Source organism: Sulfitobacter sp. EE-36 (genome assembly GCF_000152605.1).
GTDB lineage: Bacteria > Pseudomonadota > Alphaproteobacteria > Rhodobacterales > Rhodobacteraceae > Sulfitobacter > Sulfitobacter pontiacus.
Genome location: NZ_CH959310.1, coordinates 1,913,622 through 1,927,708, shown reverse-complemented (window position 1 = coordinate 1,927,708; position 14,087 = coordinate 1,913,622). Strand labels below are relative to the sequence as shown.

13 protein-coding genes, 1 tRNA gene and 1 riboswitch are annotated in these 14,087 nt (G+C 61.8%); of the genes, 7 read left to right on the top strand and 7 right to left on the bottom strand.

The genetic code is table 11. From position 1 onward, the window contains the following. Nucleotides 1-24: 24 nt before the first annotated feature. The gene (locus tag EE36_RS11850) at nt 25-921 is read right to left on the bottom strand and encodes an AraC family transcriptional regulator (RefSeq protein ID WP_005852531.1); all 897 of its coding nucleotides are present in this window, start codon (nt 919-921) and stop codon (nt 25-27) included. Between the two features lie 167 nt (nt 922-1,088). On the opposite strand from EE36_RS11850, the gene EE36_RS11845 reads away from it, so the two are divergent. The 6 genes from EE36_RS11845 (at nt 1,089) to EE36_RS11820 (ending at nt 7,212) form a co-directional block, all read left to right on the top strand. Beyond that, nucleotides 1,089-2,036, top strand: a complete 948-nt coding sequence (locus EE36_RS11845; protein ID WP_005852529.1) for an SDR family oxidoreductase — start codon at nt 1,089-1,091, stop codon at nt 2,034-2,036. 184 nt (nt 2,037-2,220) lie between these two features. After that, nucleotides 2,221-2,295 (top strand) — tRNA-Glu (locus EE36_RS11840). 122 nt (nt 2,296-2,417) lie between these two features. Next, a riboswitch (cobalamin riboswitch) is annotated at nt 2,418-2,617 on the top strand. 143 nt (nt 2,618-2,760) lie between these two features. Beyond that, nucleotides 2,761-3,777, top strand: coding sequence for an ABC transporter substrate-binding protein (locus EE36_RS11835; protein WP_005852527.1), 1,017 nt, complete (start codon nt 2,761-2,763; stop codon nt 3,775-3,777). A 20-nt stretch (nt 3,778-3,797) separates the two neighbouring features. Continuing rightward, nucleotides 3,798-4,826, top strand: a complete 1,029-nt coding sequence (locus EE36_RS11830; protein ID WP_237279937.1) for an iron ABC transporter permease — start codon at nt 3,798-3,800, stop codon at nt 4,824-4,826. Further along, nucleotides 4,823-5,590, top strand: coding sequence for an ABC transporter ATP-binding protein (locus EE36_RS11825; protein WP_005852524.1), 768 nt, complete (start codon nt 4,823-4,825; stop codon nt 5,588-5,590). The genes EE36_RS11830 and EE36_RS11825 overlap by 4 nt, the downstream gene beginning before the upstream one ends. Nucleotides 5,591-5,694: 104 nt before the next feature. Next, complete coding sequence (locus tag EE36_RS11820) at nt 5,695-7,212, top strand: catalase (RefSeq protein WP_005852523.1); 1,518 nt, start codon at nt 5,695-5,697, stop codon at nt 7,210-7,212. A gap of 60 nt (nt 7,213-7,272) precedes the next feature. Here EE36_RS11820 and panC read toward each other — a convergent pair whose 3' ends face one another. From panC to EE36_RS11790, 6 genes are all read right to left on the bottom strand, one after another. After that, nucleotides 7,273-8,118, bottom strand: a complete 846-nt coding sequence (gene panC, locus EE36_RS11815) for a pantoate--beta-alanine ligase (RefSeq protein WP_005852521.1) — start codon at nt 8,116-8,118, stop codon at nt 7,273-7,275. After that, a complete protein-coding gene (gene panB, locus EE36_RS11810; protein WP_005852519.1) occupies nt 8,115-8,942 on the bottom strand; it encodes a 3-methyl-2-oxobutanoate hydroxymethyltransferase in 828 nt (275 codons plus the stop codon). Before panB ends, panC begins: the two co-directional genes overlap by 4 nt. Nucleotides 8,943-9,099: 157 nt before the next feature. Further along, nucleotides 9,100-10,041, bottom strand: coding sequence for a DMT family transporter (locus EE36_RS11805; protein ID WP_005852518.1), 942 nt, complete (start codon nt 10,039-10,041; stop codon nt 9,100-9,102). Between the two features lie 69 nt (nt 10,042-10,110). Next, on the bottom strand, nt 10,111-11,151 hold the full coding sequence (gene choV / locus EE36_RS11800) for a choline ABC transporter ATP-binding protein (protein WP_037943871.1): 1,041 nt from the start codon (nt 11,149-11,151) through the stop codon (nt 10,111-10,113). Beyond that, on the bottom strand, nt 11,148-11,981 hold the full coding sequence (gene choW / locus EE36_RS11795; RefSeq protein ID WP_005852514.1) for a choline ABC transporter permease subunit: 834 nt from the start codon (nt 11,979-11,981) through the stop codon (nt 11,148-11,150). The genes choV and choW overlap by 4 nt, the downstream gene beginning before the upstream one ends. An 84-nt stretch (nt 11,982-12,065) precedes the next feature. Further along, entirely contained in the window at nt 12,066-12,989 is a 924-nt protein-coding gene (locus EE36_RS11790) for a choline ABC transporter substrate-binding protein (RefSeq protein ID WP_005852512.1), read from the bottom strand. 172 nt (nt 12,990-13,161) lie between these two features. Between EE36_RS11790 and EE36_RS11785 the strand changes: the two genes are divergently transcribed. Beyond that, nucleotides 13,162-14,049, top strand: a complete 888-nt coding sequence (locus EE36_RS11785; RefSeq protein ID WP_005852509.1) for a 2-dehydro-3-deoxygalactonokinase — start codon at nt 13,162-13,164, stop codon at nt 14,047-14,049. Nucleotides 14,050-14,087 lie beyond the last annotated feature (38 nt).

The following is a 14,087-nucleotide window of genomic DNA, read 5'->3' as shown; positions in this document are numbered from 1 at the left end:
CAACGTACAGGCGCTGGCAGCCCCTTATTGGCCCATTTCAACCGGAAACTGCTGGGCATCCGCCCATTGGCGCGGTGATTGCCCGTACATCCGCCTGAATTCGCGACTGAATTGCGACGGGCTGACGTATCCCACATCAACCGCCGCTTCATTCACGGACATGCCGCCTGCGATCTTCATCGCCGCATTATTGAGCCGCATGGATTTGACAAACTGGATCGGGGCCATCGTCGTCACCTGTTTGAACTTGCGGTGAAAGGCGGCGCGGCTCATCCCGGCGCGGGACGCCATATCATCGATGGAGATCGGCGCGTCCAGGTGAGAGGATACATGCGCGATCGACCGTGCAATCGCATTGCCCGCGCCGAAGGCCTGTCTGGCAAAACTCCCTGCCTCCCCCTTCAGGATCGCGTAATAAAGCTCGCGCAGCCGTGCCTCACCAAGGATCGCCGTATCTGCCGGATTGCCACCCAATTGCAGCAAACGCAGCAGCGCGTCGGCAAAGGCATCATCCCAAGCGGCCAGCCTGATCCCCTGCGCGCGCAAACCGCCTTTGACCTCGGGAATCACATTGCCGGTATTTTCCATCTCCATCGACAGTTCTGTCATCATCCGCTTATCGAGCGAAATGATAACCCCGTAGAGCGGGCTTTCGGCAGAGGCGGTCGGCGTGCCGGCCTTCACCGGCATCGACATCGGGCAGCACATATATCGGCTGTCGTCATAGATGTACCTGTGCCCGTCCAGCACGGCCTCTTTCGCCCCGCTGACGATAGCAATAACGCTGGGTTCATAGACCGCCGGCACGCACGGAATCGCCTGCGTGGCCCGAAACAGGCGCACCCCGTCAATGCCGGTTCCCGTCAGCCCCTCTTGGGTCGCGTTGTTCTGGATTAGCTGTCTGATCTGGTCTTTGCTCATGAGGGCGATCTACTGCGTCACATCAGCCTTTCGCAAGCGCGTGATACAATCAGGCAAGTATTCGCGACGATCTCGCCTGTTTTGAGAGACAGCCGAGAGCTATTTACCCTTCAACACCAAACACAGCGCGCATCGCTGCCGCGCTGACATCGAAAAGGAACATGACGATGAAGGACACGACTTTCGGACCCAAAGGCTGGACACCTGATCGCCTTGGATCGCTCAAGGGGAAAACATATCTCATCACCGGCACGACCGCCGGTGCGGGCTTTCAGGCCACGCGCATCCTGCTGTCCAAGGGGGCAAAAGTCGTCATGCTGAACCGCAACGCCGATAAGTCCATCGCCGCGGTAAAAACGCTCAAGGACACGTTCGGTCCCAACGCCGAGGTGAGCTTTGTGCGGATGGATCTGTCTGATCTGGCCAGCGTGCGCGCCGCGGCTGAAGAGGTGCAAAGCACCGTTCCCCGGATTGACGCGCTGATCTGCAACGCTGCCATCGCGCAGGTGCCGACACAACAGCTGACCGTTGACGGGTTCGAAAGCCAGCTTGGCACCAACCACTATGGGCACTTCCTGCTGTGCGGGATGCTGTTTGATCGCATTCAGGAAAGCGCGGGCCGGATCGTTGTGGTGTCCAGCCTCGGGTACAACATGGGGATCAAGACGATCCAGTTCGACGACATGAACTGGGACAAGAACTATAGCGCCAACGCGGTCTACAGCCAAAGCAAGCTGGCGCAGATGATGTTTGCCTATGAGCTTCAGGACCGGCTGAAAGCCACCGACAGCCGCGTTGAGGTATACGTCTGCCACCCCGGCGCGTCGGCGACCTCGCTGATCAGCACAAGCGGCGGGCTTTTCACACGGGTCACCTGGTGGATGATGAGCAAGACGCCAATGGTGCAATCCGCCGAAAAAGGCGCGTATCCCGAGGTCATGTGCGCGACCGAAGACGGGTTGGCGCAGCGCGCGCTTTATGGCCCGACCGGATGGCTGCAAACCGGAGGGCCCGTTGGCAAAGGCACGCTGAACCCCCATGCCTACGACAAACCCGTGATGGAGAAACTCTGGACCGTCTCCGAAAAAGCGACAGGTTTTCACTGGGAAATCTAAGGGAAACGCGCGCCCTCATCCCGCGCGCGGCGCGCCTTTCACGCGACGATCCCCTCTCGCCATACGCCCCTTTGAATACGGCATCAAAATCTGTGATTTTTTTGCCGTATTTCCCCGCTTTCTCATGCGGCTTGCACTTGCGCCCGCCGATGGCTTTGCCTAAAGAAGCGCTCACAAGTTAAGTGGCCCGTTCGTCTATCGGTTAGGACGTCAGGTTTTCAACCTGAAAAGAGGGGTTCGACTCCCCTACGGGCTGCCACTTGGTTTTCCATCCGTTTGTTATTTGCCTCTCGTCCGTTCTGCGGAACCGTGGCCTGCGTTATTTGCCTTTGTCACGCGATGACGACCGCAAAAACGCAACTTGACGGGTGGGCGGACAACTGTCATCGAAACCGGGTCGGTTTCCTTCGGGAAATAATAGGGAATTCGCCATCCGCCCTTTGGTGTGGATGAACCGGAACTGCCCCCGCAACTGTAGACGGTGAGCTACCTCCATCATGCCACTGGGCCTAAAGGTCCGGGAAGGCGGGGACAGCCGCGATCCGTCAGTCAGGAGACCTGCCGACACTGAACCTGAAACACCGGGCGGGGTTGCTCGGGAGAGGATGATGATGGGACCGGATCTTACCTTACGCGCAGACCAAAATGCGCCCGCGCGCCGTTTGGCTGGCCCCTTCTCTTTCTATTCAAAGACCCCGGCATCGGACCAACCGGAGCCCTTGATATGAAACCATTTTTTTCCAGCCTGACCCTAATTGCGAGCCTTGCGGGCAGCACCGCGCTTGGCGCAGAGACAGACTATCCGCTGACGATCGACAACTGCGGCCATACGCTCAGCTTTGACGCGGCACCCCAGACCACCGTGACCATCGGGCAATCCACGACAGAGATCCTGTATCTGCTGGGCCAGCAGGACCGGATCGCGGGAACCTCTGTCTGGTTCAGCCCCGTTTTGCCAGAGTTCAAAGAGACGAACGATGCGATTGAACGGTTGGCGGACAACGATCCCAGCTTTGAAAGCGTGTTGGGCAAACGCCCCGATCTGGTCACCGTGATGTATGAATGGCACGTCGGCCCCGAAGGTATGGTCGGCACCCGCGACAGCTTTCACGAGGTGGGCGTGCCAACCTATGTGATGCCCACCGATTGCGCGGCCAAGGATAACTCTGTCGGCGCGGACGGCACGCGATCTGAACTGTTCACGACCCAGCAGTTGTATACCAGCATCGAAGAGCTCGCCCGCATCTACAACGCGCAAGACGCCGGTGCCACGCTGCTGGCAGACCTGCAATCGCGCGAGGCAAAGGCGGTCGAGAAAGCCAAATCGCTGAACCTGCCGCAAGGCACCTCGGCGCTGTTCTGGTTCTCGTCGTCCGAGATGGCGGCGGACCCTTATGTGGCAGGTCAACAGGGTGTGCCCGCCTATATGATGGACAAGCTTGGCGTTGAAAACGTCGTGACCTCGGCCGAGGAATGGCCGCTGGTCGGATGGGAGACTCTGGCGAAATCCGACCCGACCTTCATCGTGCTTGCCAAAATGGACCGTCGCCGCTTCCCCGCGGATGACATCGAGAAAAAGCGCGACTTCCTGATGAACGACCCCGTCGCCCGCGAGATGACCGCGGTGAAAGAGGGCCGCATCATCACCATGGACGCCCATGCGATGGACCCCACCGTGCGTGCGATCTATGCGCTGGAAACGATGGCTGACGCGCTGTCCGGTTTCGATCTGGCCGAATGACCGCAATCGACCGCTCTGTGATGCGCAGGCCGCAGTGGCACTGGTGGGTGATCATCCCGCCGGTGCTGCTGGCCGCACTGCTATTTGGTGCGGCCATCGGCGAGGTCTCTATCCCGCCGCTGGTGGTGCTGAAGGTGCTGGCCAACAAGGCGCTGAACGCGGGCTATGCGGTGGACAAGATCGACGAGGGCATCGTGTGGAACTACCGCATGGCGCGGGCCGTGGTGGCGATGTGCTGTGGCGCCGGTCTGGCGCTGTCGGGCGTCGTGTTGCAAGCACTGCTGCGCAATGCACTGGCGGATCCCTATCTGCTGGGCATCTCTGCGGGGGCGTCCACGGGTGCTGTTGCAGTGACCATCCTCGGGCTGGGGGGTGGTGCCATCTCGCTGTCTATCGGTGCGTTCAGCGGGGCGCTGGTGGCTTTCGCTTTTGTCGCCTTGCTGGCGCAGGCGGCGGGGGGCGGTGTGGGCCTGCGGGCCGCGGGCGTGATCGTGCTGGCCGGTATTGCGGGCAGCCAGATGTTCAACGCCCTGACCGCGCTGATGATCACGAAATCGGCCAATGCCGAACAGGCCCGTGCCATCATGTTCTGGCTTTTGGGGAATATGTCGGGCGTGCGCTGGCCCGATGTACTAAGCGCCCTGCCCGCGGCGATGATCGGTCTGCTGGCCTGTCTGTGGCACGCCCGCGCGCTGGATGCCTTTACCTTCGGCAGCGACAGCGCCGCGTCCTTGGGCATTCCGGTGCGCCGCGTGCAGCTGCTGCTGATCGGTACGGCGGCGCTGGTCACGGCGGTGATGGTCTCGGTGGTGGGTGCGATCGGCTTTGTCGGGCTGGTGATCCCCCATGCCATGCGCATCGTCGTGGGGCACCGTCATGCGATCCTTGTGCCTGCTTCCGCACTGGCGGGGGCGGTGTTTCTGGTCTTTGCCGATGTGATCTCGCGAGTGATCGTACCGGGCCAAGTGCTGCCCATCGGCGTGGTGACCGCTTTGGTCGGCGCGCCCGTCTTTGCACTGATCCTGATTGGCAAAAGGACGTCGCCATGATTCTGTCCTGTCACGAACTGGGCTGGCGGGTGCGCAACCGCGCCATCGTCAATGACGTGTCCCTGTCCTTGCGTCCGGGCGAAAAGCTGGGGCTGATCGGGCCGAACGGGTCGGGCAAATCCACGTTGCTGCATATGCTTGCCGGTATTCAGAAACCCTCGCGCGGGCGGGTCGAGCTGGACGGCGCACCGCTTGCAAAGATGCGCCAGCGCGATATCGCGCAGCGACTGGCCCTGGTTGAACAACACGCCGATACCGCAGATCGCATCACCGTGCGCCATGCCGTTGAACTGGGCCGCACCCCGTGGTTGTCCGCCCTGCGCGGGTGGAGCGCAGGGGACGACGCCATCGTCACGCAGGCGCTGGCGGATGTGGATCTGTCGGGGTTTGGCGACCGACACTGGCACACGCTGTCGGGCGGTGAACAACAGCGCGTGCATATCGCCCGTGCACTGGCCCAAAGGCCGCAAGTGCTGCTGCTGGACGAGCCGACGAACCATCTGGATATCCGCCACCAGCTTTCGATCCTTGAGCTGATCCAGCGCTTGCCGACAACGGCGATCATCGCCCTGCACGACCTGAACCAAGCCACCCTTTGCGACCGGATCTGCGTCTTGCAAGATGGCAAGCTGCGCGCCATCGGCACCCCCTCCGAGATCATGACCGAAACCCTACTGCGCGAGGTCTTTGGCGTCTGCGGGCATTTCCTTGTCGATCCGGCGGATAACGCGCAGGTGATCCGCTTTCACACGGCGACCCATTAAGCGCGCCAAGCGGCCACACTTCTATTCAACTCCTTACGCATTTGGTCGGGAACCATCCGTCACGCTACAGGTTTTGCCTGTGGACCCTGAAGGAGTAGCTACAGATGACCGACAAGAAGCAAACCCCTCCCACAACCACAGACGCCGGCATTCGCGTTCAAAGCGATGAACATTCGCTGACCGTTGGCCCCGATGGCCCCATCGTGCTGAATGACCACTATCTGCTTGAACAGATGGCGAATTTTAACCGTGAACGTATTCCAGAGCGCCAGCCCCACGCCAAAGGCTCGGGCGCATTTGGCACCTTCGAGACGACGCAAGACGTGTCGAAGTACACGATGGCGAATATCTTCCAGCCCGGCGCGAAATGCGATGTGGTGATGCGGTTTTCGACCGTTGCAGGCGAACGCGGCAGCCCGGATACATGGCGCGACCCGCGCGGCTTCTCGATCAAGATGTACACCGACGAAGGCATCTTTGACATGGTCGGCAACAACACCCCGATCTTCTTTGTCCGCGATCCGATCAAGTTCCAGCAGTTCATCCGCAGCCAGAAGCGCCGTGCGGATAACAACATGCGCGACCACGATATGCAGTGGGATTTCTGGACGCTCTCGCCCGAAAGCGCGCATCAGGTGACCTATCTTATGGGCGACCGTGGCATTCCGAAAAACTGGCGCGAGATGAACGGGTATTCCAGCCACACCTATTCGCTGGTCAACGCCGAGGGTGAAAAGTTCTGGGTCAAGTTCCACTTCCACACCGATCAGGGCGACGGCAATGCCTACCTTAGCCAGGATGAAGCCGACAAGCTGGCCGGGACCAACGGCGACTACCACCGCGCCGATCTGTTCAACAACATCCGCGACGGGAACTACCCCAGCTGGACGCTCAAGTGGCAGATCATGCCTTACGAGGATGCCAAGACCTATCGCATCAACCCGTTTGATCTGACCAAGGTCTGGCCGCACGAGGACTACCCGCTGATCGAGGTCGGCAAGCTGACCCTGAACCGCAACCCCACTGATTTCCATACAGAGATCGAACAGGCCGCGTTCGAGCCAAACAATATGGTGCCGGGCGTCGGTCTGTCGCCAGACAAGATGCTGTTGGCGCGGGGTTTTTCCTACGCTGACGCGCACCGCGCGCGGCTGGGTGTCAACTACAAACAGATTCCGGTCAATAAGCCCGTCTCGCCGACCCATAGCTATTCGAAAGACGGCGCGGGCCGGACTGAAAAAGTGTCTGATCCGGTATATGCGCCCAACTCCTACGGTGGGCCCTCCGCGCAGCCGCATCAGCATGAAGCGGGCCTGTGGTATTCCGATGGCGACATGGTGCGTCAGGCCTATACCCTGCGCCCCGATGACGATGATTGGAGCCAAGCCGGCAAGCTCGTCCGCGAGGTGATGGACGCCGATGCCCGCGCGCGTCTGGTATCGAACGTGGTGGGGCACCTGTGCGACGGTGTCAGCGAAAAGGTGCTCGTCCGTGCCTTTGAATACTGGCGCAACATCGACAAAGACACCGGCGACAAGATCGAGGCCGGTGTGCGCGAGAAGCTGGGCGGGGAATCCAAAGCCCCCGGCATGGCCTCTGCCCTCAGCATCGGCGGCAAGTAACACCGGACCGTTCCAAGCCAAACGATCAGCGGGGCCTTAGCGGGCCCCGCTTTTCTTCGTCTAACCGACGGCGATATTGTCGATCAGCCGCACACCGGCCAGCCATGCGGCGGCCAACAGACGTGCGGGGCGGTCGGGCGTGGTCATCAGCTCCAACTGGTCAGCAGATCGCAGGTCAAGGTATTCCACCTGCGTAAAGCCCGCACGTTCCACCCGCGACACTGCCGCCGCGCGGAGCGTTTCGAGATCGCCACCAGCAAGCAGCCCCTCTGACATCTCCTCCATCGCACGGTGAAGTTCGGGGGCCCAGGTGCGGGCGCGATCCGACAGCAGCAGGTTGCGCGAGGACATGGCCAGACCGTCTTCCTCGCGGATGGTGGGGCAGCCGATCACCTCTATCGGCAGGTCCAGATCACGCGCCAGACGGGTCACCACCTGAAGCTGCTGATAATCTTTTTCGCCAAAGAATGCCTTGTCCGCCTGGGTCTGGGTAAAGAGTTTGGTCACGATGGTGGCCACGCCGTCGAAATGCCCTGCCCGATGCGCCCCGCACAGCCCTTGGGTGATGCCTTCGACCGACACAGTCGTCGCGAAACCGTTGGGGTACATCTGTTCCCCATCTGGCACATAGACGACATCCGCCTTCAGCGCGATCAGCTTGCGCGCGTCCTCTTCCTCGGTGCGGGGGTAGTTCTTGTAGTCGTCAGGGTTGTTGAATTGCTTGGGGTTGATGAAGATCGTCACGATCACACGGTCGCACGCCTCTTTTGCGGCCCGCACGAGGCTCAGGTGCCCCTGATGCAGCGCGCCCATCGTCGGCACCACGGCGACACTTTCGCCCGCGGCTTTCCATCCGGCGACCTTGCTGCGCAGTTCAACCAGCGTGCGGATAATTTCGGGTGTCATGTTTTGGAAACCTCGTCAAAAAATACATGCTCGGGTCCGGGGAAGGATCGCGCCGTGACCTCGTCGGCATAGGCCTGCACCGCGGCCTTTGCGTCATCGCCCAGATGGGCATAGCGTTTTACGAATTTCGCCTTGAAGGCGGTGAACAGCCCCAGCATGTCATCGACCACCAGAATTTGCCCGTCGCATTGCGCTGACGCACCGATGCCGATGGTGGGAATGGCGACCGTTTCAGTGATCTGGTCCGCCAAAGCCTGCGGCACTTTCTCAAGCACCACGGCAAAGGCCCCTGCCCGCGCCACCGCCTGCGCATCGGCCATCAGCTGCGTGGCGGCCGCACCGCGCCCCTGCACCTTATACCCGCCAAGCGTGTGAATCGACTGCGGCGTCAGGCCGATATGCGCCATCACCGGAATGCCGCGTTTGGTCAGGAAGGCGATGGTGTCTTCCATCACCTCCCCCCCTTCAAGCTTGACCGCACCGGCACCGGTTTCGCGCATCAAACGTGCCGCGTTCTCAAAGGCTTGGGCCGGGCTTTGCTCGTAGCTGCCGAAGGGCATATCGATCACCAGCATCGACTGGGTCAGCCCGCGCCGCACCGCTTGACCGTGCAGGATCATCATCTCCATCGTGACCTCAAGCGTCGAGGGCAGCCCGTGCAGCACCATCCCCACTGAATCGCCCACAAGCACGAAATCGCAGATGCCATCCATCACTTGCGCCATCGGCGTGGTATAGGCGGTCAGGCTCACCAGCGGAGCCCCCCCTTTGCGGGCCAGAATATCCGTCGGCATGGGGGCGGTCTTGCGGGCTGTGGCGCTCATCTGTGGCGGTCCTTTTTGGTAAGGTCGTCATTGCAATCTATCGGGGCCATGGCGGGGCATGGGGCGGCTTGGCGATGCTTCTAGACTAAAACGCCGCAATGTAGGTAGCAAAAGCGCAAGAATTTTACCCATGTCGCTGCGTCAGTCGAATCCGATACTACTTGGGCGGGATCGGGGCCACCGGCTGCGCGCCCCGCCCCGTGGGCACGGTCAGCACCAGCAGGCAAAGCACAACCAGCCCCACGCCGGCCCAGCCAAGGGAGGGCAAGCGTTCGCCCACCACGACAACGGCCAGCAGCGCTGCGACCACCGGCTCGATCAGCGTCAGGGTCGTGGCCGTACTGGCCCGCACCCGCGACAGCCCGTAGCCGAAACAGATATAGCCCAGAAACATCGGCACAAACGCCATATAAAGCCCGACCGCCGCGTTCCCCCACGAGGCCAGCAGCGGGCCGCCGGTCGCCAACAGCACAGGCATCAGCATCAGCCCGCCCAGTCCAAAGGTGGCACCCATGGCCACCGAAGACCGCAGGCCGCGCAGCATCATCGCGCGCGCCGTCCAGCTATAAAGCGCATAGGTAAACCCGCCAAGCAGCCCCAGCACGACCCCAAGCGGCACATTGGTGCCCCCCACGGCCCCATGCCCGCCCTCGGCCAGACAGATCAGCACCATGCCAGCGACGCCCGCCAGCGCGCCAAGGCTCCACCGGAGGGTCAGCAAGGAACGCTCCATCACATATTCGATCAGCGCGGCAAACAGGGGCGCGGTGCCGATGGTGACGACGGTCCCGATGGTCACCCCCGCCAACCGCATGGAGCCATAGAACGCCAGCGGATAGATCATCACCGCCAAAGCCCCCAGCAGCAGCAACCCACGCTGCTGCCAAAGTTGCGCACGCGCATGGGCGATGCCCCGCAGCGCCAGCAGCGCCTGCCCGATGCCGCCGATCCCCATCGCCGCGGCACCGATCGCCGCAGCACTCACGTCAGGGGCAAAGGTCGCGGCGGTGCCGGTGGTGCCCCAGACAATGCCTGCAAAAAGCACACCTGCCACGCCAAGTGCATTGCTCTGGCGGCCCGAGCTTTCCTGATCCGTCATCCTGTCATCCCCTGCGCTGAGCGGTCCTGTGGCGTAGTGATGACCCGCCAAGCGCCTGAGGTCAAAGCATCATTCGGACTGCAAGCGCGATACGATACTGCCTGCGGTAACGGTGCCGATCGTCTCTCCGTCCTCGACCACGGGGATCGCCTGCGCATCATCGCCGATCTTGCCAATCAGCTCGGCCACCGGCGTCTCGGCGGCGACGGCCCCGTCCGATGTCGCGGCGGGCGGGCCCATCACATCGCGGGCCGTCAGCACGCCAAGCGGGTTCATATTGGCCACGAATTCCGCCACATAGTCCGACGCGGGGTTCGAAAAAATCTCGCGCGGGGTGCCGCATTGCACGATGCGCCCGCCCTCCATAATCGCGATGCGCCCGCCCAGCTTGAAGGCTTCGTCCAGATCGTGGCTGACGAAGATGATCGTGCGTTTCAACTCGCGTTGCAGATCAAGCAGCTCGTCCTGCAGACGGGTGCGGATCAGCGGATCAAGAGCCGAGAAAGGCTCGTCCATCAGCAGGATCGGGGCTTCGGTGGCAAAGGCGCGGGCCAGCCCCACCCGTTGCTGCATCCCGCCCGACAGCTCGCTGACCTTGCGATCGGCCCAATCGGCCAGACCGACAAGCCTAAGCTGCGCCTCTGCCCGTTCAAGCCGTTCGCGCTTGGGGACATCGGCCAGTTCCAGCCCAAGCGCCACGTTGTCGCGCACCGTGCGCCACGGCAGCAATCCGAACTGCTGGAACACCATCGACACACATTCGCGGCGCACGCGGCGCAGATCAGCGGCAGAGCTGGCGGTGACGTCACAGCTCCAGTCGCCATCATGCACCCGCACCGATCCACGCACCAACGGGTTCAACCCGTTGACCGCGCGCAGCAAGGTGGATTTGCCAGAGCCGGACAAGCCCATCAGCACAAGGATCTCGCCCTGCTTGACATCAAGCGTGCAGTTATGCACCCCGAGGATCTGGCCTGTCTCGGCCTCGATTTCGGCACGGTCTTGTCCGGCATCCATCAAGGGCAGCGCCTTTGCCGGTTTCGGGCCAAAGACGATGGACACATTGTCGAATTCGACGGCGTTTGCGGGGTTGGTCATTTGATCGCTCATTTTCGTGTCACCCGTAGCATCCGGTCCAGCATGATGGCGACCACGACGATGATCAGCCCCGATTCAAAGCCAAGCCCCGTGTTCACCTGATTAAGCGCGCGTACCACCGGCACGCCAAGACCATCCGCCCCCACGAGGGCCGCGATCACCACCATCGACAGCGACAGCATGATCGTCTGGTTCAGACCGGTCATGATCTGTGGCAGCGCATAGGGCAGTTCAATCTTCCACAGGGTCTGGCTGGGCTTCGCGCCAAAAGCCTGCGCGGCCTCAAGCAGCGCCTTGGGGGTGGAGGCGATACCAAGCTGCGTCAACCGGATCGGCGCGGGCAGGACAAAGATCACCGTCGCGATCAGCCCCGGCACCATGCCGATGCCGAAAAAGACAATCGCGGGAATAAGATAGACGAAGGTGGGCAGCGTCTGCATCAAGTCCAGCACCGGTGCCATATAGCGGTACATGCGCGGTCGATGCGCCGCGGCGATGCCGATGGGAACACCGACGCCCATGCAGACCACACAGGCCGACAGCACCAGCGTCAGGCTTTCGGTGGTTTCTTCCCAGTAATCCTGATTGAGGATGAACAAAAACCCCAACATGATCAGCAGCGGGGTTTTCCAGTTGCGCTGGATCGCCCAGGTCAACGCGCCAAAGACAGCGATAACGATCAGCGGATGTGGCGTTTGCAGCACCCAGAGGATCGCGTCAATCAACCACTCCATCGCGACGGCCAGCCCGTCGAACAGCCAACCGGCGTTGATCAGCAGCCAATCAAAAACCGCCTCTGCGGCGTCATCAATCGGGATCTTGTTATCGGTGAGCCAGTTCATGGGAACCTCCGGAGGCTGGTATCATGCGATGATGGCAAAAAGGGCCCGCCCGATGGCAGGCCCTTTTCACATCCTAAGGGTGGATTACTCGACGATGGTCTTGGCGGCCGCCATCGCGTCGCCACCGTCCACGGTGGTCACGCCGTCCAGCCATGTGTCGAGCACATCAGGGTTCGCCTTGATCCAGGCCGTCGCCGCATCGCGGGGCTCTTCGCCGTCATCCAAAATGGCACCCATGATCTCGTTCTCCATAGCGAGGGTGAATTCCAGATTGGTCAGCAGCTTGCCCACGTTGGGGCATTCCTCGACAAAACCGGCGCGGGTGTTGGTATGAACGGTCGCACCGCCCAGATCGGGGCCAAAGAAATCGTCCCCGCCTTCCAGATAGGTCAGATCAAAGTTCGCGTTCATCGGATGCGGTTCCCAACCAAGGAAGACGATAGGCTCGCCCTTGGCGGACAGGCGTTTGACCTGTGCCAGCATCCCCTGCTCCGAGGATTCCTTGACCTCGAACTCGGCCAGATCAAAGGCGTTATCGTCGATCATCGACTGGATCAGGCGGTTGCCGTCATTGCCCGGCTCGATGCCATAGATCTGACCGTCCAGCGCGTCTGCATTGGCAGCGATATCGGCGAAATTCTTGATCCCCATGTCAGCGGCGGCTTTGTTCACGGCCAGCGTGTATTTCGCGCCAGTCAGGTTCGCGCGCACTGTGTCAACACTGCCATCCTCGCGGTAGGGGGCGATGTCCGCCTCCATCGTGGGCATCCAGTTGCCAAGAAACACATCCACATCGCCTGCGGCCATCGACGTGTAGGTCACTGGAACGGAAAGGATTTTCACGTCTGTCTCATAGCCCAAAGCGTCCAGCACGACGGTGGTTGCGGCAGTGGTCGCGGTGATGTCGGTCCAACCTACGTCGGAAAAGGTGATCTCGTCACAGCTTGCGGCAGCAAGGCTGCTGGCAAGGGACAGGGTAAGCGCGGTGGTTGCTGCAAGAACTTTCATGGCAGAGGAACTCCCGTTATGTTTATTGTTGATCGCGTAATAGAGCGCGATTGCGCCCTTTGATGCAACCCGATTTCTACACGACCGCGCGGCAAGACGCGGCTCAGGCAAGGAGACACCCTATGATCGGCACCCCCTCTTTCACCACTCCCCTCTTCACAGGCCCCCACGCGTGAGCGGTGCAAGCCCCGCGTGGATCGGGGTCGATGTCGCGGATGGGCATATGCATCTGTGGGTGCATGATCCACGCGGCGATGTGCTGGCGCAGGCCGACGGGCCGGTCGCTGCCTTGCCTGCGGAAGACGGCTTTGTCGCGGCCCTTACGGATTTGCTGTCGCCCTATCTGTCGGACCAACAGCGTTTGCCGGTGATCGTCGCGGGGCTGCCCGCCCTGCCCGCCAGCAGCCTGCGCCCCGTTCCGGCAGAGCCCTTGGGCGGGGTGCTTGCCCTGGAGGTTGATGACCCGCGGCTGGAACTGTGCGCGGTGCCCGGCCTGAAACAGGCCAGCCCGCCCCAGATCACGCAAGGGGCCGAGACGGCGATTGCGGGCTACCTTCAGGCAGCGCCCGAGTTTGACGGGGTGATCTGTTGCCTTGACGCGCAGTCCACATGGGCCCACATCAGCGCCCGCGAGGTCGTCAGTTTTCAAAGTTTTCTCACCCCCGTGATGGCCGCGCAGTTGTCCGCTACAGCCCCGCTCTCCAAGGCGGTTGTCGGTGGTGGGTTGGATGAGGATACTTTCGACGCCGCCGTGAATGATGTCATGGCTCGCCCGCAAATCTTTGCCACCGCGCTGGCCGAGATTTCGGCGCAAGCCACCATCGACGGCCCCACGACGGACGCAGGCTGGTCACGGTTGATGGGTTTGTTGATCGGGCTAGAGCTGGCCGGTGCCCGCGCCTATTGGCTGGGCCGCGAGGTGGTCATCCTCTCCGACAGCCCCCTCGCCCCGCTCTATGCACGCGGGCTTGCCGCCCAAGGTCTGACGGCCAGCCACGTCTCGCGCCGCGACCATGTGCGCGCCGGGCTGCAGCTTTGCGCCGACGCAAGCGCCAGTTGATCTGACCCGCGCGCGAGATAAACGAGGACGCCCCCGGC

Excerpts from the sequence above, each read along its gene's own strand:
- choV (WP_037943871.1), bottom strand. The coding sequence starts at position 11,151 with ATGAGCGATCAAATGACCAACCCCGCAAACGCCGTCGAATTCGACAAT.
- EE36_RS11850 (WP_005852531.1), bottom strand. The coding sequence starts at position 921 with ATGAGCAAAGACCAGATCAGACAGCTAATCCAGAACAACGCGACCCAA.
- EE36_RS11825 (WP_005852524.1), top strand. The coding sequence starts at position 4,823 with ATGATTCTGTCCTGTCACGAACTGGGCTGGCGGGTGCGCAACCGCGCC.
- EE36_RS11820 (WP_005852523.1), top strand. The coding sequence starts at position 5,695 with ATGACCGACAAGAAGCAAACCCCTCCCACAACCACAGACGCCGGCATT.
- EE36_RS11835 (WP_005852527.1), top strand. The coding sequence starts at position 2,761 with ATGAAACCATTTTTTTCCAGCCTGACCCTAATTGCGAGCCTTGCGGGC.
- EE36_RS11830 (WP_237279937.1), top strand. The coding sequence starts at position 3,798 with ATGCGCAGGCCGCAGTGGCACTGGTGGGTGATCATCCCGCCGGTGCTG.
- EE36_RS11805 (WP_005852518.1), bottom strand. The coding sequence starts at position 10,041 with ATGACGGATCAGGAAAGCTCGGGCCGCCAGAGCAATGCACTTGGCGTG.
- panC (WP_005852521.1), bottom strand. The coding sequence starts at position 8,118 with ATGACACCCGAAATTATCCGCACGCTGGTTGAACTGCGCAGCAAGGTC.
- panB (WP_005852519.1), bottom strand. The coding sequence starts at position 8,942 with ATGAGCGCCACAGCCCGCAAGACCGCCCCCATGCCGACGGATATTCTG.
- choW (WP_005852514.1), bottom strand. The coding sequence starts at position 11,981 with ATGAACTGGCTCACCGATAACAAGATCCCGATTGATGACGCCGCAGAG.
- EE36_RS11845 (WP_005852529.1), top strand. The coding sequence starts at position 1,089 with ATGAAGGACACGACTTTCGGACCCAAAGGCTGGACACCTGATCGCCTT.
- EE36_RS11790 (WP_005852512.1), bottom strand. The coding sequence starts at position 12,989 with ATGAAAGTTCTTGCAGCAACCACCGCGCTTACCCTGTCCCTTGCCAGC.